The 19,244-nt window shown below is 36.4% G+C and carries 13 protein-coding genes; 5 read left to right on the top strand and 8 right to left on the bottom strand.

What is annotated here, in order from left to right; genetic code table 11:
* Positions 1-155 precede the first annotated feature (155 nt).
* The 8 genes from DFQ05_RS08775 to DFQ05_RS08740 form a co-directional block, all read right to left on the bottom strand.
* Positions 156-1,928 carry a MutS-related protein gene (locus DFQ05_RS08775; RefSeq protein WP_132705007.1) on the bottom strand — a complete coding sequence of 591 codons (1,773 nt, stop codon included), beginning with the start codon at positions 1,926-1,928 and terminating at the stop codon, positions 156-158.
* A 57-nt stretch (positions 1,929-1,985) separates the two neighbouring features.
* Positions 1,986-2,912, bottom strand: coding sequence for a M20/M25/M40 family metallo-hydrolase (locus DFQ05_RS08770; protein ID WP_132705006.1), 927 nt, complete (start codon positions 2,910-2,912; stop codon positions 1,986-1,988).
* Positions 2,913-3,000: 88 nt separating this feature from the next.
* Positions 3,001-3,747, bottom strand: a complete 747-nt coding sequence (locus DFQ05_RS08765; RefSeq protein WP_132705119.1) for a succinate dehydrogenase/fumarate reductase iron-sulfur subunit — start codon at positions 3,745-3,747, stop codon at positions 3,001-3,003.
* 17 nt (positions 3,748-3,764) lie between these two features.
* Positions 3,765-4,133: a hypothetical protein gene (locus tag DFQ05_RS08760; protein ID WP_132705005.1), complete on the bottom strand. Its 369-nt coding sequence runs from the start codon at positions 4,131-4,133 to the stop codon at positions 3,765-3,767.
* A gap of 33 nt (positions 4,134-4,166) precedes the next feature.
* Entirely contained in the window at positions 4,167-6,167 is a 2,001-nt protein-coding gene (locus DFQ05_RS08755; RefSeq protein WP_132705004.1) for a fumarate reductase/succinate dehydrogenase flavoprotein subunit, read from the bottom strand.
* 12 nt (positions 6,168-6,179) lie between these two features.
* Positions 6,180-6,866 (bottom strand): succinate dehydrogenase cytochrome b subunit, encoded by a 687-nt coding sequence (locus DFQ05_RS08750; RefSeq protein ID WP_132705003.1) that lies wholly within the window; start codon positions 6,864-6,866, stop codon positions 6,180-6,182.
* A 99-nt stretch (positions 6,867-6,965) separates the two neighbouring features.
* A complete protein-coding gene (locus tag DFQ05_RS08745) occupies positions 6,966-8,216 on the bottom strand; it encodes a DUF481 domain-containing protein (RefSeq protein WP_132705002.1) in 1,251 nt (416 codons plus the stop codon).
* 148 nt (positions 8,217-8,364) lie between these two features.
* Positions 8,365-11,211, bottom strand: a complete 2,847-nt coding sequence (locus DFQ05_RS08740; RefSeq protein WP_132705001.1) for a WD40/YVTN/BNR-like repeat-containing protein — start codon at positions 11,209-11,211, stop codon at positions 8,365-8,367.
* A gap of 175 nt (positions 11,212-11,386) precedes the next feature.
* Between DFQ05_RS08740 and DFQ05_RS08735 the strand changes: the two genes are divergently transcribed.
* From DFQ05_RS08735 to DFQ05_RS08715, 5 genes are all read left to right on the top strand, one after another.
* The gene (locus DFQ05_RS08735) at positions 11,387-12,679 is read left to right on the top strand and encodes an aminopeptidase P family protein (protein WP_132705000.1); all 1,293 of its coding nucleotides are present in this window, start codon (positions 11,387-11,389) and stop codon (positions 12,677-12,679) included.
* Between the two features lie 10 nt (positions 12,680-12,689).
* Positions 12,690-12,983, top strand: a complete 294-nt coding sequence (locus tag DFQ05_RS08730) for a DUF2188 domain-containing protein (protein ID WP_132704999.1) — start codon at positions 12,690-12,692, stop codon at positions 12,981-12,983.
* A 163-nt stretch (positions 12,984-13,146) separates the two neighbouring features.
* Positions 13,147-14,742 carry a hypothetical protein gene (locus DFQ05_RS08725; protein ID WP_132704998.1) on the top strand — a complete coding sequence of 532 codons (1,596 nt, stop codon included), beginning with the start codon at positions 13,147-13,149 and terminating at the stop codon, positions 14,740-14,742.
* A gap of 21 nt (positions 14,743-14,763) precedes the next feature.
* Positions 14,764-16,653, top strand: a complete 1,890-nt coding sequence (locus DFQ05_RS08720) for an amidohydrolase family protein (protein ID WP_132704997.1) — start codon at positions 14,764-14,766, stop codon at positions 16,651-16,653.
* Between the two features lie 57 nt (positions 16,654-16,710).
* Positions 16,711-19,242, top strand: coding sequence for a DEAD/DEAH box helicase family protein (locus DFQ05_RS08715; RefSeq protein WP_132704996.1), 2,532 nt, complete (start codon positions 16,711-16,713; stop codon positions 19,240-19,242).
* Positions 19,243-19,244 lie beyond the last annotated feature (2 nt).

Genomic DNA, 19,244 nt, shown 5'->3' with positions numbered 1-19,244 from the left:
AATTATTTAAAAAACCCTTTCTCCCGATGCTTCGGGATAGAGAGGGTTTTTTTGTTTTTGTCACTCTATTGATAATAAAGAACTCTTTTGAAATTTATGAGATGCTGAAACTCCCGAAGCTTCGGGACAGCATGACAAAACACTAAATCTTCATATTAAACAATCTCCATCTTCTTCAACAAAAAACTCGCATTCATGTTTTGGCAAATGCCTTGTTTTAGTTTGTAATCAAAAAAGAGCTCGTCATTGACTATCTGAGCATCAAAAAAGTAGTTTTTTACAGCTTTTAATTCGCTTTCGATTTCTGTAAGGCTTAAGTCATGTGTGGCAATGATTCCCGTGGCATTGAGTTTCACTAATTTTTCTACAAACTTTCGTGAACCAATGGCTTTGTCTGTACTATTTGTTCCTTTTAAGATTTCATCTAGTATGATGAAATAGTTATTATCCTTTTCTATAGTGTCAACCACAAATTTTAAACGTGTAAGCTCACTAAAGAAATAGCTACTATCATCTGTTAAAGAGTCTGTGGTGCGCATACTCGTAATGAGTTTAATAGGCTTGTATTTACTCTCTTTTGCACATACTGGCAAACCAACATTGGCCATAACAATATGCAAAGCTACGGTTCTTAAAAAGGTGCTTTTCCCAGCCATGTTTGCGCCAGTGACTATAAAAAACTGTTCTTGTTTTAATTCTAAATCACTATCTACTCGCTTTTCTGAATTTAATAAAGGATGACCTAAGTCTTTAGCAAAGATTGTATGCTCAGAATCTAAAATTTTAGGATATGTGAATTCCTGATGATTAAAAGCATAGTTTCCTAGGCTATTGTAAGCATCAAAAAAGGTGACAACTTCAAACCAATCTTCAACCTTATGAGCATAGGTGTTAATCCATTGTTCTATGTAGTAAGTTTGCCTTATATCCCATAGAAAATACCCGTTTCCGAAAATGGCAGAAATCAGATTATTCCTATTGTCTAAGGCATCAATGTACTTAGAAAATTTTGAAAATATTTCTGATGCCTTTTTTCCTTCAGATTCAATTTTGTATTGTTGCTCTCTTAAAAGTTCTGACTTAAAAGCAATATTCTCTATAGCGCTTAGAAGTTGGGCATATTGTCTAAAAGTTTCCTTTGCTTTCGATGTATAAAGAGAAACGTTATTTATTCGCTTTAGAAAACGACCCGTTAATCCTAAACCAAGTAATAGCCAATATCCAAAATAGGCTATTGGCATAATCTCCGCTACAGCCAAGACAAAAAATACTAGAGATAAAAGGCTGAAGAGTACAGTTATATAAAACCATATTTTATTTAAAAAAGGTGTATAGGATTTTAACCACTTAATAATACTTTCTGCCGAATGTTCTACCGTGACACCTTGCGCAATGGCAGAATAGTTTTGTCGCCATATGGGTTTTTCTGCTAACTCTTTAATCGCATTTTGTCGTTTTTTTATATCAGAGATATTATTAGCCAATAAACTGTGAACCAGCTTATGAGTACCTTCTTTAATCGTTGTTCTATTGATAAACTGAAAGAAAGACCCTTTACCAAACAAATCGATATCTAGACTATAAAAATGCTTTGGGTTTTGATATTCTGAACCATCTTCTCTATCATGAAAATTTCCTGAAGCTATCTGAAGTTCTTCATCATTAATTTTTACCAATCTTTTATAACGTGCGCGTTCTACCTTTAAATCTGTATATTTTGAAAGCAAAATTAAAAAGATAGTAGTGCCAATAATCGAAATAGCGAGGGCTATTTTCCAATGGTTAAAAGTAAAATATATCCCAACACCTGTTCCTACAAAAATACTTAAGCGTAATAGGCTATAAAGACTTAGGGTTTTAAAAAGTTTCCGAACCTTGGCATTATTGGTGTCTAGCTGATTGCTGTAAAACTCTAAAGGATTCTGCATATTTAGTCAATAAAAAGCGAAATATACTAAATCCTATATCCTTATCTCTAAATAAGGTTATAAACTTGAAGCATCTAAATCTCTAAAAACTTCAATAATTATCGTCACAGCATTTTTATAAAACTCTGGCGTAATATCTTTGAAATCGTCCGTTGGTTTATGATAAGCGGCGTGGTCTTCGTTACCAAAGTATAAAAATGGAATACTGGCTTTATGAAAAGGGCCATGATCAGATGAATAGGTCCAATCCATTTTACCATCCGTACCATCATGGCCCACTAAAAGCTTTGTATCGGTTGGGTTTTTAAAAGCTTTAATTATTGAATCTAATTTATCGGAATATCTACTGCCTACTACATACAATTCATTTTTAGAACTGCGGCTAATCATATCCATATTAATATTGGCCAAGATGTTCGCATCTTTCATTTTTTCGACAAAGTAATTTGCGCCTTGTAAGCCCATTTCCTCGGCATCGAACGCCGCTAAAATTACGGTATGTCTGGGTGGGTTTTTCTTTAAAACCTCCGCAAAAGCAAATAAAGCCGCTATACCAGAAGCATCATCATCTGCGCCATTGTATATCTTGCCATCTCTTTTGCCTAAATGATCGTAGTGTGCACTGATAACAATGTACTTTTCGGGATATGTTTTACCTTTTATTTTTGCTAATACATTAACCGCGTCTATAGTTTTATCTCTTCTACTAAACGAAAATTTATGCTCGAATGTTCCAAAAGGCTCAACATCCATAGACTTAAACTGTTCAATGATGTAAGCTCTTGCTTTTGCTGCACCTTCAGTACCAGTGCCACGACCTTCATAGACATCAGAACTTAATGTTTTTATATTCTTTAAAAGTTGCTTACTATCATAAGTAATATTAGATGCGCTAACGTCTTTGTTTAGTGATTGATTCTGAGCGCAACTTGATATTACTAAGACACTAATAAATAGGCAGAAATGTCTAATGAAGTTTACCATTTTGTATTATTAAAATTAAAACTGATAAAAAAAGTCCTAAGATTAAACTTAGGACTTTTTTTCAAGTTTATAATGGTTAAATCGTTAATTAACCTTTAAGCGTTGCTGAAAGGTATTCGCGATTCATTCGAGCAATGTTCTCTAAGGAAATACCTTTGGGACATTCAACTTCGCAAGCTCCTGTATTAGTGCAGTTACCAAAACCTTCTTCATCCATTTGCTTCACCATATTAAGCACACGGTCAGTAGCTTCTACTTGGCCTTGTGGTAATAAGGCAAATTGCGATACTTTAGCAGAAACAAATAACATTGCTGAAGAGTTTTTACAACTTGCTACACAAGCACCACAACCGATACATGTAGCTGCATCAAACGCTTTATCCGCGTTTTCTTTTTCGATAGGTATTGCGTTTGCGTCTTGCGTATTACCAGATGTATTTACCGAAATAAATCCTCCTGCCTGCTGAATTCTGTCAAAAGAAGAACGGTCTACAATTAAATCTTTTACAATTGGGAATGCTTCTGCTCTCCATGGCTCTATGTAGATGGTATCGCCGTCCTTGAAACTACGCATGTGCAATTGACAAGCAGTAATTTTTGTTTGTGGCCCATGAGCTCTACCATTGATGTACAATGAGCATGTGCCGCATATACCTTCTCTACAGTCATGATCAAAAGCTACTGGCTCTTCACCTTTTTCAATTAGCTCCTGATTTAAAACATCTAGCATCTCTAAAAAAGACATATCTGGAGAAATACCACTTACAGGATAATCTACAATCTTTCCTTTATCACTAGCGTTTTTTTGACGCCATATTTTTAACGTTAAATTCATCATAGCAATTTTTGTTTTTATTGTTCTATGCGACCCTGATTTGCTTGAGTAGCTTCAAAATCGAAACCAACTTTTTCAAAATCAACATCAAGTCCGCCTGTTTTCTTTAATATAAAGTTTAAAAGAGCTGTGGCAATTAATGTTATAACAAATACGATTGCACCATAGATTAAAGGCACAAAAATAATCATGAATATTCCGCTACCTACAATAGCTCCAGCCGCTCCAAAAGATTCTGTCGCTGCACCTAAACCGATAGCTGAAAATAATAACATAAATGGTACAAATACAATTAGCATTATTAACATAGTTAACAAAGACGCGATAATTGCATACTTTACTGGGTCAACTCTTTTTAATTTTAATTTTAAAATGTTAGAATTCATAATTGATTATTGATTGGTTAGTTATGTTGATTCTTATTTATACGAACGCTCTTTCACTTCAATATTTTCATACTGCAATTCTTCTTTATGATGAACTGCTTCACTAGGTTTTCCTTTGTATTCCCAAGCTGATACATACTGATATTCTGGACGTCTAAGCGCCTCACCACTTTCAGTTTGATACTCTTCTCTAAAGTGACCTCCAGCAGACTCCTCACGCTCAAGTGCATCCTTAGCAAACAATTCTCCTAATTCTAGGAAATCTGCGACACGTCCTGCTTTTGCTAATTCTTCGTTATACTCTGTGTCTGTTCCAGGTACAAAAACATCCTTATGGAATTCTTCGCGTAACTCAGCAATCTCTGTAATCGCTTCTTTAAGCTCTTTCTCATTACGTGCCATTCCGCATTTATTCCACATAATTTTACCTAATTTTTTGTGGAAATAATCTACAGACTTAGAGCCTTTATTAGTAATAAATTTATCAATGTCTGCTCTTACTTTCTCTTCAGCTTCATCAAACTCTTTGGTGTCTGTTGGAATTGGTCCAGTTCTAATGTCGTGAGCTAAATAATCTCCAATAGTGTATGGCAACACAAAATAACCGTCCGCTAAACCTTGCATTAATGCCGAAGCTCCTAAACGGTTAGCACCATGGTCAGAGAAATTAGCTTCTCCGATGGCATATAATCCAGGTACCGTAGTCATTAAGTTATAATCTACCCAAAGTCCACCCATAGTATAGTGAACGGCAGGATAAATCATCATAGGCGTTTCATACGGATTCTGGTCTACGATTTTTTCGTACATCTGGAATAAGTTTCCGTACTTGTTCTCAACCACTTTTTTGCCTAAATCCGTAACTAGTTTTTTATCGTTCACATCAAGACCTTTTACGTAGGCTTGTTCTTTTCCATAACGCTCAATCGCGGCCGCGAAATCTAGGTAAACTGCTTCTCCTGTTTGGTTAACACCATAGCCAGCATCGCAACGCTCTTTAGCTGCTCTTGAGGCTACATCACGTGGCACCAAGTTTCCAAAGGCAGGATAACGACGCTCTAAGTAATAATCTCTATCTTCTTCAGCTATTTCAGTAGGTTTTAAACTACCATTTCTTATAGCTTCTACATCTTTTTTATGTTTTGGTACCCAAATACGCCCATCATTACGTAACGACTCTGACATCAGCGTTAATTTAGACTGATGGTCTCCAGAAACCGGAATACATGTTGGGTGAATCTGAGTGTAACAAGGGTTTGCAAAGAATGCACCGCGTTTGTGCGCTTTCCAAGCAGCCGTTACATTACTACCCATAGCATAGGTTGAAAGATAAAATGCATTACCATATCCACCTGTTCCTAAAACAACAGCATGTGCTGAATGTCTTTCAATCTCACCGGTAACTAAATTGCGCGCAATTATTCCGCGGGCTTTACCATCTACTACAACAACGTCTAGCATTTCGTGACGCGTGTACATTTTAATTTTTCCACGACCAATCTGACGGTTCATAGCTGCATAAGCACCTAATAACAATTGTTGTCCCGTTTGCCCCTTTGCGTAGAATGTTCTTGACACTAATACACCACCAAAAGAACGGTTATCTAAAAGTCCACCGTATTCTCTCGCAAAAGGCACGCCTTGTGCAACACACTGATCAATAATGTTTGTAGACACTTCAGCTAATCGATAAACATTAGCCTCACGAGAACGGTAATCACCACCTTTTACCGTATCGTAAAATAATCGGTATGTAGAATCACCATCACCTTGATAGTTTTTTGCAGCATTAATTCCACCTTGTGCCGCAATAGAGTGTGCACGTCTTGGTGAATCTTGAAAACAAAATGCCTTTACGTTATAACCTAACTCTGCAAGTGTCGCAGCAGCAGAGCCACCTGCTAAACCCGTTCCTACAATGATAACGTCTATAAGCCTCTTGTTTGCTGGGTTAACAAGATTAATATCGTTTTTATGTTTTGTCCACTTGTCCGCTAAAGGACCTTCTGGTATTTTAGAATCTAATATTGACATCGTATACTGTTTTTAGTGGGTGAAGTGATGAAATAAAGCTATAAAAATAAATCCTGCTGGTATTCCGATAGCATATACTTTACTAAAGCCTTTTAATCCTTTAACGTATTTATTGTTAGCACCAACGGATTGAAACGCCGAATTAAAACCGTGCAATAAATGTAATGCTAACAGTACAAAAGAGACAGCATAGAAACCGACTCTTATTGGGTCAACAAACTTCTCACGTAGCTCTTCATAATATCTAAATCCTGACTCTGCATTATCTGGATTAATAAGACCAGACATATCGCCTTGGATATATTTTACTTGCATTTCGTGAACCCAAAAATCGTACATGTGCAAGGCTAAAAACGCTAGTACCACAAGACCTGTTAGTAACATATTTCTACTCATCCATGTAGAATTTGCAGCGCGACTTGTTTTTGCATAGCCAACTTTTCTGGCTTTCTTATTTTGGTATTCTAAAACAAAGCCCATTACAAAATGGAATACCACACCAAAAATTAATACAGGTTGCAATAAGTACTGAACTACCCAAAATGTTCCCATAAAATGAGACACTTCATTGAAGGTGTCTGGACTAAAAACCGATAAAATATTAATTGAAAAATGTTGAAGTAAAAAAACCATTAGGAAGAGTGCAGAAAGCGCCATCGCAAACTTTCTTCCAATCGAAGAATTTAAAATTCCGCTCATTGTAGATTTATTCTTATTTGTTAGTCGTACAAAGATACTGCTCAAAAGGCGTTTTGGCAACAACACAAAAGACTAATCACTTATTTAGAATCGTTTTAATTAAAAATCAAAACGTGGATTGACAATGGTGTTATAAATAGAGCCAAACGCATAACTAAAACCAACACTTACAAAGTAATCAAAACCAGATTGTAGTTGCTGTTGCTGTAATAGCAACTCTTCTACTGTTAAGTCACCTCCAGGAATATTTACTTGATTTCTTGTAATAGAATAACTACCACTTACATCGAAATTAAAGCCTTTAAAAAGTCTAACTCTTGTACCTAAAAAGAAATTGACGGAGTTTAATCTGGTATCTTGTAAAAACTGATTAAAAGACACCTCGGCATTCATGTTGCCCCATTCTTGATTGATACGACCTCCTAATTGCAATCCATGTTCCCAAAGATATTCTTCAGTTTCGTTAAAGACAGTTCTTTCGATATAATCGTTATATCGGATACCGTTTCTATAGGATATCGTTAATTGTTTTTTGGCAGAATCTTTATAATCGAAAAAGCTATATTCCAAGGCTGGTCTAAACGTCCAAAACAAATCAAAATTACTAAAGGTAGATGTCCCAACACTACCAAAAAAACCATAGGACCAATGGTCGTTGATGCTTAAAATATCACTTACATTAAGACGCTTATTGTTGTTAAAGACCTTGAAATCTTCTTCTTCTTCATTGTCATTTATAAACGTAAATGTAGACCTACTCTCTCCATAGCGCATAAACATGTTAAACTTATTGGCCTCTGTTACACGTCTGGCGGACATATTAAAATTAATATTACTTCGGCTGCTTTGCTCTTGGCCAGTGAAAAATCCGTTAGCTCCAACTCTGAATAACCAATAGTTCCATGGGTCTTTTTCTTCGACCTTTTCTTCTTCATTTTCTGGTGTAGGTACATTAACAACTACCTCATCAATAGTTCCTCGCGCTATCCAAAAACGCACTAACCCCAACTTTAAATATTCCATGGTACGCCTGCGCTCGTCATCACGCGTCATATTAGCATCGGTAGAAAACGTAAGTTTATAATTGATGGCTTCAAGGTCGTTTTTACCAATAAAATCCATCTCATAACTTCTGCCGCCCGCACCGTTACGTTGTGTGACCACGAAAATATGAACATCTCCTAAACCTTGGTCGCGCACAAACTGAACGTTACCTAAGTTTTGTCTAAGAAATTCTTGGTCGCAACGACCGCAGTCTAGAAATATTTTGACTTCGTCGGTTGATTCTTCTTGTGCGTAAGAAGAAATTGTAAAATACAGTAAAAAAAGGAATATTAAGCGGTTTGACATTTTAGTTTAGATTGATGATGATTATGATAAAACTAAACGTTATAAAACTCGAATACGTATACCGTTTAGTTGTTAGACTAACAATTCGGTGTCGAAACTACAGTTAATAAACTTAAATACTGTGAAAAAAATGCAAAAGTAATGTCAATTACTTGATTACTAAATCTGTTTTAGCGCCATTAATCTCTACAACGTATTTTCCTTTTGGTAAATAATATTTTCCGTTGCTGGCTTCGTTAATATCAATGCTTGTGTTTTCTTTTAATAAAGCTTTTCTCCCTTTTTTGGTTAATTCTAAATTGTAATCTACATAATTAAAGCCTTTATCCGCTTTAACGGTCATTCGATTTAATTCAGCACCGTTTTCTGATAGGATTTTAATTACTTTTTCTTCTTTTGAATTGCTAAAAAACTGAATTGTTGTTTCTGGCTCGTAAGCGTCTAACCATTTACTCCAAGAGCTTCCCCAACGTCCTGAATGACGAATTGGATTGATGTTAAAAAGCGTCACAGCTTCAGCATTCATTTTAGAATTCATCATCTGTAAAGGCGCTATGTTTGCTTTGTATATGCTTCGTCCATGCGTGCCTAATAGTAGGTCTTTTGCTTCAGGTTGAAGAACGATGTCATGCACAGCTACATTTGGAATTCCGTTTGAAAATGCCTGCCAAGTTTCACCTTGGTTAAAAGACACATAAGCGCCATTATCTGTCCCTAAATACAGAATATTTTCATTTTCAGAATCTTCACGAATCACATTTACTGGCGACGCTGGAATATTTCCAGAAATCTCTTTCCAAGTTTGCCCATAATTATCACTCATATAAACATACACCTTAAAATCGTCCCAACGGTATCCGTTAAGCGTTACATAAACACGCTCCTTTTTGTGCTGAGACGCCACAACACGACTCACCCACAAATCTTTTGGTAATCCGGTAGAAATGTTTGTCCAACTGCCACCTGCATCTTTAGTAACATGCACTAGTCCATCGTCACTACCGGTATAAATTACACCAAATTTAAACGGACTTTCACTAATGGTCGCCAACGTACCATAAGCTACGTTTCCTTTTTTACCGCCATTAGTTAAATCTGGACTAATCGCTTCCCAGTCATCGCCTTGATTCATGCTTCGCATTAATTTATTGCCACCAAAATATAAGATATCTTGATTGTGAGGCGACAGTAATATTGGGGTTTGCCAATTAAAACGATATGGATTCTCACCTAAGGTATGCTTTGGCTGAATGTACGTTCTATCTCCAGTTTCTAAGTTTAAACGATAATAATTACCAAACTGAAATCCTGTGTAAACAACATTAGAATTTCTGTTATCTATCTGAATTTGCATGCCATCACCACCCATAATAGATTTCCAAGGATATTGGCCTTGCTGATGCCAACTTTTATCTTCTCTGGCATTGTTAGCACCTTTCCAAACGCCGTTATCTTGCAACCCACCGTAAACGTTATAGGGTTTTTCGTTATCCACGTTAATCGCATAAAATTGCCCAACTGAAGGTGAATTGTTTTTAATCCAATTTTCGCCATCATCATACGTAATATTAACGCCACCGTCATTTCCATTTACCAAATGATTTGGATTTTTAGGATTAATCCAAAGCGCATGATGGTCGGCGTGAACATTCTCAGCACTAATAGATTTGAAGGTTTTACCGCCATCTTTAGATTTTAAAATCGGCACGCCATAAATATAAATATCATCAGCATCAGCTGGTGATACATGGATGTGTCCAAAATAATAACCGTAACTAAAGTAGATACCATCCAAATAATCGTCATGTGTTTTCTTCCACGTTTTTCCGCCATCGATACTTTTATACACTTCTGCGCCAACAACAGGTGTGTCAAATAACATAGAGTTGGCATCTTCTAAATACTTTGCTAAATCAATCGGTTTTACATTTCCGCTGCGTACCATTTGCTTTACATTCTCTGCGCGGTATTTTTCTTGGAAGCCATTGGTCTTTAAAAATGTATTTAGTTTTTTGTCATCAAGTGCCAAAAATTCAGCATTAGACATCGACTTAAAGTCGTCTTTTGTTAAACCACGCTTGGTTGCTGAGCCTGTCGAAGCATCAGGTCTACGAAATTGACTATCATGTATGGCATACACTGTATTGTCGTCAAAAACGGCAATACCAATACGTCCAACACCTTCGCCCGTTGGGAAACCACTTTCTTTTGTCGATACTTTTGTCCACGTTTCGCCAGCATCAGTACTTTTGTAAATGGCAGAGTTGCTTCCGTTACCTGTAAAATTCCATGCTTTACGGTCTTTTGTCCACGATGTGGCAAACATCACATTGTAATTATTTGGATTTTGCTGCAAATCAATAATACCACTCATATTATCTACAAAAAGGGTTTGTTTCCATGTTTTTCCGCCATCGGTAGTTTTGTAAATGCCACGTTCGTTATTTTCAGAATATAAATGTCCCGTTGCACCAACAACGACCACATCAGGGTTTTCTGGATGAATTAATATCGGCGCAAAATGGTGTGCGTCCATGAGACCCAAATTTTCCCAAGACTTACCGTTATCCGTAGATTTTAAAATACCTATACCTGCATAAGAGCTTCGCGACGCATTATTCTCACCTGTACCTACATAAATAGTTCGAGTTGGCCAATGCACAGCAATATCACCTACATTTTGAGTATCTGATGAATCCAAAATTGGCTCGAAAGTTGTCCCATTATTTGTTGTATGCCAAACACCTCCAGACGCGTAGCCTACGTAAAACTCTGAAGGCATTTCTGGATTCACATCGACATCGACTACACGACCACTCATTATGGTTGGCCCAATGTTTTTAAAAGGCACGTTTTTTACCAATGAGTTTTCGGTCATTTGGCGTTTTTGCTCTAAGGCCGTTTTTATAGTTTCGGCAGATGTTGCTGGTTGTTGCGCAAATCCTAAAACTGAAGAGATAAAAAGAAAAAATGAGAATATTTTAAAATAGTTCATGGTGGTGGTTTTTTAGTGGCATGAAATTAACCAATCTCTTTTCAGCTTCAAAATTGCTAATAAAAGTTTAACAGAATGTCTGCTTTGCTTTTGCTTATGGCTTTGTTTGTTTATTTTTGAAACGATTACGAATTACACACTACCGTTAGTTCAAACAGACAGAAAATCATTACTCATGAAATACGATTTAATCGACCACCAACTTTTTATAAAAAACCGTAAAAACTTTATGGCTGCAATGCAACCAAACAGTTTAGCCGTTTTTAATTCTAACGATATCTATCCTGTTAGTGCAGATAGCACATTGCCTTTTGCGCAACATCGTGATATTTTTTACCTCAGTGGTGTTGACCAAGAAGAAAGTATTTTGGTGCTATACCCAGATTGTCCAAAAGCGAAACATCGCGAAATCTTATTTCTTAAAGAAACAAATGACCATATTGCCGTTTGGGAAGGCGAAAAACTGACTAAAGAAAAGGCCTTTGAAACCTCTGGTATAAAAACGGTTTATTGGTTACAAGATTTAGAAAAAGTGCTATTTGAATTAATGACCCAAGCCGAAACGGTTTACATTAATACTAATGAGCATTACCGTGCCAATGTAGAAACCGAAACGCGCGAAGACCGTTTTACCAAATGGCTAAAAGACAAATATCCTGCGCATAATGTGGCCAAAAGTAATCCTATTTTACAACGTTTACGTTCTGTAAAAGACCAAATAGAATTAGACTTAATGCAAAAAGCCTGCGATATTACCGAGAAAGGGTTTAGACGTATTCTTAAGTTTACTAAACCTGGTGTTTGGGAATACAATCTGGAAGCCGAGTTTATGCACGAGTTTTTAAACAACCGTTCTAAAGGTTTTGCGTACACACCAATTATAGCTTCAGGAAACAATGCTAACGTATTGCATTACATTGAAAATAACCAACAATGTAAAGCTGGCGATTTAATTCTGCTTGATGTTGGTGCAGAATATGCTAATTACAGTAGCGATATGAGCCGTACTATTCCTGTTTCAGGGAAATTTACAGAGCGACAAAAGCAAGTCTACAATGCGGTAAATCGTGTTAAAAACGAAGCGACAAAGCTACTCGTTCCTGGTGCGTATTGGGAAGACTATCATATAGAAGTTGGTAAACTCATGACTTCAGAATTATTGGGTCTTGGTCTTTTGGATAAAGCCGATGTACAAAACGAAAACCCAGATTGGCCAGCCTACAAAAAATACTTTATGCATGGTACAAGTCATCATATAGGTTTAGACACCCACGATTATGGGTTGCTTCACGAACCAATGCAAGCCAATATGGTTTTTACTGTGGAACCAGGAATTTACATCCCAGACGAAGGTTTTGGTATTCGTTTAGAAGATGATGTTGTGGTTCAAGAATCTGGTGAGCCTTTTAACCTTATGAGAAATATCCCAATTGAAGCTGAAGAGATTGAAGATTTGATGAACTCATAATTTTTAAAATATGCCTTCAAAGTCTTGGTCTAAAGCTATAGTTGATATCATTAAGGTTATTCTCGAAGCTTTTGGTGCTTCGACAGGCTCTGCATCCAACAACCGCACATGGCACCAACATGTTGTGCCTTATGAAGATGGTTGGGCTGTAAGACGTGAAGGCAACACACGTATTACCTCTAAACACCGTAAACAATCTACGGCGATTAACAAAGCGAAAACTATTGCCAAAAGAAAGAAAGCTGATGTAATTATACATCGTGAAAGTGGCGGTATAAGAGACCGTATTAGTTTTAAGGATTGATTTTTTGTTCGTGTAGGATTTTTTATATAGCTTTATGTCAGCTATTTAATTTACAATCACTTACATTTTAATTCGTTGTTGGCACACAACACAAGCACTTCAATTTGGGTGTGTTGTTCTGTTGTGTTTGCTCTTAATATTATCAACCTAAAACCAACGAATTATGAAAACGCTTTTCGCAACGCTTTGTTTAGTCTTTTTTGTGTCGATTTCTTTTGCCCAGGAGGAGAAATATCAATATCTAGAATCGGTTAAAGTAGGTAATACCGTATACCAACTCAATTATCTGTCTAAAGACAACAGTTTTATCATTCAAATAAAGCTAGCGGATACCACTGGAAAAACTGATGAATACGGTTGGGATGTAGATAAAAGTGTTCTCGCACAAGGTATCGTACAAACTATGAATGCCACGTTTTCTGAGGATTATATTTATGATAATCTAGGAAACCAACAAAACGGTTTACTGGCGATAAAAGAAAAAGTCCTGCAGCGCAAGCGCGATGCACTACAAGAGGAACAAAGGATTTTAAATGATATCGATAATGCCGAAGACCAGTATTCAGGTCGATTAAGCCTGAATGAAACCGCAGTTATACGCAAAATAAATGCACATAAGAATTGTAAGGAAGGAAGTGATATTCAGGTAGTAAAATCCAGTTTAGATGGTTCACAAACCATCAAGCTCAATCGTGCATTAGTTCAATTTTTTAATAATAAAGCCTCATCCATTTATGTAGAAGCTACTTACAAGAATGAGCGATTAATCTTTGTGAACAACAGCTTTAGTGTTCCACTACGATGGTTTAATAATTACGGAATGCGAGTATCGGCCACAACTAGTAATTGTCAAGAAATATGGATCGATTACAATGATGTTTTTGACTTTCAATCGGATCAGTTTTTTAATTACTCCATTGCCAATGACCAAGTAGAATTATCTACCGAAACTAAAGAGAAGAGCTCCCAACCTGTCGTGCAACGTCGCTTTTTTGACTTTTTTACTGGTGTAATTTATTCTGATGTTCTAGGGTTAAACTCTAGCAATAGCAATTCGGTACTGAATGCACAGGCTACTCTATTAGTGCCTATGAACACAAGGAATTGGGGTGAATGGACAGCCACAAGGCAATTTATTGCCTCTGTATCTGTGGCGTTGAACAATAGCTTTGAAGATGATACGCGATTTATGGGCTTCCAAAACAATGAAAATGTTAATGAATTTGACTTATACACCAAACGTAATATCAATGCCGACATCTACCTTGACCTAATCAGCTATGAATCTAAAGGTTGGTTCTTAAACACGTCATTAGGCTACAAAGGAAGTTATTACCGCACTGGTTACCGATTTACTGATGTCACTGACAATTTAGACAATGTTACTGAAGGACAGGTTTTTACGACAGGTCACGGACCTTATTTAAATTTTGAATTTAGACCACAAAACAACTTTGGAGCTGATGTAAATTTCAATTACGAATTTTTTGAATTTAGCGATCAAATTCTTTTGGGAGAAACTGATTTCGAGGATATGGTGCTTAATCAAAAAGGTGACTTATTGCATGTAAAAGCCAATTTCTACTGGCTCACAAATCCTAAGAACTCCGATGGTGGTATTTACGCTAGTCTTGGAATGACCTATCATACAGGAACTGACGGTGTATTCCCACAACTTATGGTAGGCTATGCAACTAACTTGACTTCTTTCGTAAATAGATTTAGGAGTAATAACACGCCAAAAGAAGCCGCTGACTAAAGAATTCTAAACCAGAGTAGCATGCCACAAAAACCACCAATTATTAATTGCCACACGCATATTTTTACAGGAGACCACGTGCCACCTTATCTCGCGCGAACCTTTGTACCTAGACCTGTTGCCTGGTTTATTTCCATGACACGAGTTATACAATTGGTGCGTTGGTACAACAAGCAGATAAAACCTTTTAAGTACAGTTCGTGGTACAAAAATTGGCTGCAAGACTGGTATCGTATCGAGATATGGCTAAAGCGCATGTGGGTCATTGGCACGATTAAAGTCTTGCTAGACATTTACCTGTTTGTATTAATTACCTTTTATTTTGGGCGAGCACTCATGGACTTTGATACCACCTACAGCAACCTCTTTTTAGAAGGTCTGCGGAAGGTATTTAAATGGCTAGAAAATAGCGGAACAATGCTCGAAGTTAAATCTGTATGGGCACAAATTGGCCTCTTTATTCTTATCATTATTGTGTTTAAGTCGGTTAGAAATATGCTCAAAGGCCTATTGAAACAATTTAAAGTCTTACCAGGAAAAGACTTTGTGTCCCTTTTTAACCGCTATCTACAAATCGGTGAATTTGCAAAGTACAAAACCCAAAGTGGCATTTATCACAGACTTAAAAAACAATACCCTGAAAATACGCAGTTTGTTGTATTGCCTATGGATATGGAATACATGAAAGCAGGTGCGTTTGCAGGTGATTACTACACGCAAATGCAAGATTTAATAGACATCAAGGAAAAGGACAGCAATAACCATTTCTTCCCTTTTATGTTTGCGCATCCCGAACGGATGCAGGACAAAGCCTATTTTAACTATAGTTTAGACGCCAATGGCAAGGTTGTACTAGACGAAAACTGTAAAGTCGCACAGTATTTTAAAGCAGGTATTGCAGGTATAAAAATATATCCTGCCTTAGGCTATTATCCGTTTGACCATCGGCTTTTGGTCCTGTGGAAATACGCCGCAGACCATGGCATTCCTGTGATGACGCATTGTATTAGAGGTACAATTTTTTACCGAGGCACCAAAAAACCAAAATGGGACCAGCATCCCGTATTTACCGAAGGTAAAATAAACCGCGTAGAAAAAACCAAATGCGATGACAATACCGTAACTGCTTACGATATAGACTTGGACGCCGACTATGTCGAAGCACAAAAAGACACGCCACTATACTTAAACGAAGTAAAGAACATTGACTTTTGCAATAACTTCTCGCATCCCATGAACTATCTGTGCTTATTAGACAATACCTTATTGTACAAAGTGATTAATGAGCTTAATGATTTTGGACCCACCAAAACTAAAAAAGCACAACAAGAAAAAGAAGCCTACCGCCAAGAACTGCGAAAGGTGTTTCACTGTGATGACGACGCCAAAACTGTAAAAGACGGTAAAGGACTTAGCGACCTAAAATTATGTTTTGCCCATTTTGGAGGTGAAGACCAATGGAACAAATTTTTGGAAGCCGATAGAGATAATTACACCTCGCAATTGGTGCTTCTTCCTAATAACGGTATTCATTTTTTAACCGATAAAAACGGAAACCCAAAACCTGGTAAACCTGCTTTTATTTGGAATCATGTCGATTGGTATTCTATTATCTGTAGCCTGATGTTACAATACCCTAATGTATATGCCGATATCAGTTACATATTGCACGACGACTTTATTTTACCATTGCTTAAACAAACACTTACCAATCCCAAACTAAAAAAGCGGGTATTGTACGGCTCCGATTTTTACGTGGTGCGCAACCATAATAGCGATAAAGACCTTTTGGCAAACATGCGCGCTGGGCTTAGTGAAGAAGAATTTGACCAAATTGCCAGGGACAATCCACGCGATTATCTGAATCTCGGCGCCTATTCACCGCATGACTTTTATGGGATACCATCATAAAAATGAAACCAGAAAATTATCCCTTGCGCAAACAAGGGCTTTTTTTATCTTTAAACCATGTTCAACGAAGCTCACGCAAGAATAAAAATCAACCAATTGCTCGAAGAAGCGGGATGGAGATTTTTTGACAATGAGCAAGGTTCTGCGAATATCTTACTTGAAAATCACGTGAAAATCACCCAAACTGAAGTTGACGCTTGGGGAAATGATTTTGAAAAAGTAAAGTCTGGTTCTTTAGACTTTTTACTTGTTGACAGTAACAACAAACCAATTTGCGTTTTAGAAGCAAAAAAGGAAAGTCTTCATCCACTTGTTGCAAAAGAACAAGCTAGAAAATATGCAAAGACAGTTGGAGCACAATTTATAATTCTTTCAAACGGAATTGTACATTTCCTTTGGAACTTAGAAAAGGGAAATCCCAAACCGATTTACAAATTTCCTTCGCCAAGTGAAATTGGTGCAATCAAAGAATGGAATCCTGACAGAACATCATTAGCTAACGAAGAAATCAAAGATGATTTTATCGCAATTGTGCAAATGCCTGATTATGCAGAGAGACCTGAATGGAAAGGAAATCCAATTGACAGTAAAGACTTTGTTTGGAATAATGGTTTACGATTTTTAAGACATTACCAATTAAAGGCAATTCAAAAATTACAAAATGCAGTTGCGAACAAAAAAGACCGTTTTCTTTTTGAAATGGCGACTGGAACTGGAAAAACACTTACTGCTGCTGGAGTAATTCGACTTTTTCTAAGAACTCAAAACGCAAGAAGAGTTTTGTTTCTAGTAGACAGATTGGAATTGGAAGACCAAGCTTGGAAAGCATTTACCAATTATCTTAAACCAGATTACACAACATTTATCTACAAAGAACATAAAAGCGATTGGAGAAAAGCAGACATAGTTGTTACTACTATTCAATCTTTAATGTTCGACAACAAATACAGATACGAGTTTAAACCAACAGATTTTGACTTGCTTATTTCGGATGAATCTCACCGTTCAATTTCTGGTAACGCAAGAGCTGTTTTCGAATATTTTCACGGTTATAAATTGGGATTAACTGCAACACCAAAAGATTATTTAAAAAGTGTTGATATTGATAAAGTAAAAGAAAACGACCCAAGAGAAATCGAAAGGCGTTTGCTCAGAGATACCTATGCAACCTTCGGTTGCGAAGGTGGTGACCCAACTTTTCGATATTCTTTGTTAGATGGTGTTAAAGATGGTTTCTTAATCAATCCAAGAGTTTTAGATGCTAGAACAGAAATAACAACACAATTACTTTCTGACGAAGGTTATTCTGTTGCAATTACAACAGAAGAAGGAGAAGAAACCGAAACCTTTGTTTCAAGAGATTTTGAGAAAAAGTTTTTCTCAGAAAAAACAAATCGTGTTTTCTGTAAAACGTTTTTAGAAAATGCATTACGTGACCCAATTACAAAAGAAATTGGCAAAACAATCATTTTTGCAGTTAGTCAAAATCACGCAAGAAAAATCACTGAAATTCTTAACGAGTTCGCAGAACAATTATATCCGAACAAATACAATTCAGATTTTGCAGTTCAAGTGACTTCACAAGTTGGTGATGCTCAACAAATGACTATCAATTTTACAAACAATAACCTTAATGGAAAATCATCTTGGTTAGAAGGTTATAAAACTGGTAAAACTAGAATTTGTGTAACGGTTGGTATGATGACAACTGGTTACGATTGTCCTGATTTACTTAATTTATGTATGATGCGACCAATATTTAGTCCTGCTGATTTTGTACAAATAAAAGGTCGTGGTACTCGTAAACATACGTTTACACACAAGTTTAAAAACGAACTCAACGAAGTAGAAATAATAAAAGAAGAAAAAGAAGTATTTAAACTATTCGACTTCTTTGCTAATTGCGAATATTTCGAAGAAAAATTTGATTATGACGAAAAACTAAAACTACCAAAACCTAAAAGCGGAAAAGGTGAAAATTGTGGTGGCGGAATTGATATTGATAAATACAACAGTTTAAGACCAGACCCAATTTTAACGGTTAATGAAGAACAAATTGGGTATGAAGGAATGCGAATTGACAGAGAACTTTTCAAGAAGTTCGAAGACAGAATCGCAATGGATGATATCATAAAAAAGAACGTAGAACTTGGAAATTGGGAACACGTTGTGAGCCATATTCAAGCAGAAATATTTGATAAACCAGAAGAATATTTCAATTTAGAAAAACTGCGAAAAGCAGCCAAAATTGACAGAAAAGTTTCTATTCGTGAAGTTGTAGAAAAGGTATTTGGTATTATTCCAAAATTCAAATCAAAGGATGAATTATTAGAAGAAGAATTTGATAAATTCATTTCTATTTATCCACCAGAAGAAAATGACATTAATATTAGAGCTTTGAAATATTTTTTTAAAGCCTATATCGTTGACCAAGACATTAGAAAAATAATAGAAACGAAAGATTTTCAAGCATTACAAACCAATCCTACATTGACCATTTCACAATTTAAGGCAGTTGCAACAAAATATCGTGAAGTGATTCCAGTGTACATTAAAGATTATATAAAACTAGAGCAGTTTGCTGCTTAAAA

This window comes from Winogradskyella wandonensis (assembly GCF_004346845.1).
Lineage (GTDB): Bacteria > Bacteroidota > Bacteroidia > Flavobacteriales > Flavobacteriaceae > Winogradskyella > Winogradskyella wandonensis.
Note: the sequence above shows the minus strand (reverse complement) of the source record. Positions and strands in the feature narration are given on the sequence as shown.

What these genes read in the sequence shown, in the direction of transcription:
- DFQ05_RS08775 (WP_132705007.1), bottom strand. Translation starts at nt 1,928, where the DNA reads ATGCAGAATCCTTTAGAGTTTTACAGCAATCAGCTAGACACCAATAAT.
- DFQ05_RS08770 (WP_132705006.1), bottom strand. Translation starts at nt 2,912, where the DNA reads ATGGTAAACTTCATTAGACATTTCTGCCTATTTATTAGTGTCTTAGTA.
- DFQ05_RS08765 (WP_132705119.1), bottom strand. Translation starts at nt 3,747, where the DNA reads ATGAATTTAACGTTAAAAATATGGCGTCAAAAAAACGCTAGTGATAAA.
- DFQ05_RS08760 (WP_132705005.1), bottom strand. Translation starts at nt 4,133, where the DNA reads ATGAATTCTAACATTTTAAAATTAAAATTAAAAAGAGTTGACCCAGTA.
- DFQ05_RS08755 (WP_132705004.1), bottom strand. Translation starts at nt 6,167, where the DNA reads ATGTCAATATTAGATTCTAAAATACCAGAAGGTCCTTTAGCGGACAAG.
- DFQ05_RS08750 (WP_132705003.1), bottom strand. Translation starts at nt 6,866, where the DNA reads ATGAGCGGAATTTTAAATTCTTCGATTGGAAGAAAGTTTGCGATGGCG.
- DFQ05_RS08745 (WP_132705002.1), bottom strand. Translation starts at nt 8,216, where the DNA reads ATGTCAAACCGCTTAATATTCCTTTTTTTACTGTATTTTACAATTTCT.
- DFQ05_RS08740 (WP_132705001.1), bottom strand. Translation starts at nt 11,211, where the DNA reads ATGAACTATTTTAAAATATTCTCATTTTTTCTTTTTATCTCTTCAGTT.
- DFQ05_RS08735 (WP_132705000.1), top strand. Translation starts at nt 11,387, where the DNA reads ATGAAATACGATTTAATCGACCACCAACTTTTTATAAAAAACCGTAAA.
- DFQ05_RS08730 (WP_132704999.1), top strand. Translation starts at nt 12,690, where the DNA reads ATGCCTTCAAAGTCTTGGTCTAAAGCTATAGTTGATATCATTAAGGTT.
- DFQ05_RS08725 (WP_132704998.1), top strand. Translation starts at nt 13,147, where the DNA reads ATGAAAACGCTTTTCGCAACGCTTTGTTTAGTCTTTTTTGTGTCGATT.
- DFQ05_RS08720 (WP_132704997.1), top strand. Translation starts at nt 14,764, where the DNA reads ATGCCACAAAAACCACCAATTATTAATTGCCACACGCATATTTTTACA.
- DFQ05_RS08715 (WP_132704996.1), top strand. Translation starts at nt 16,711, where the DNA reads ATGTTCAACGAAGCTCACGCAAGAATAAAAATCAACCAATTGCTCGAA.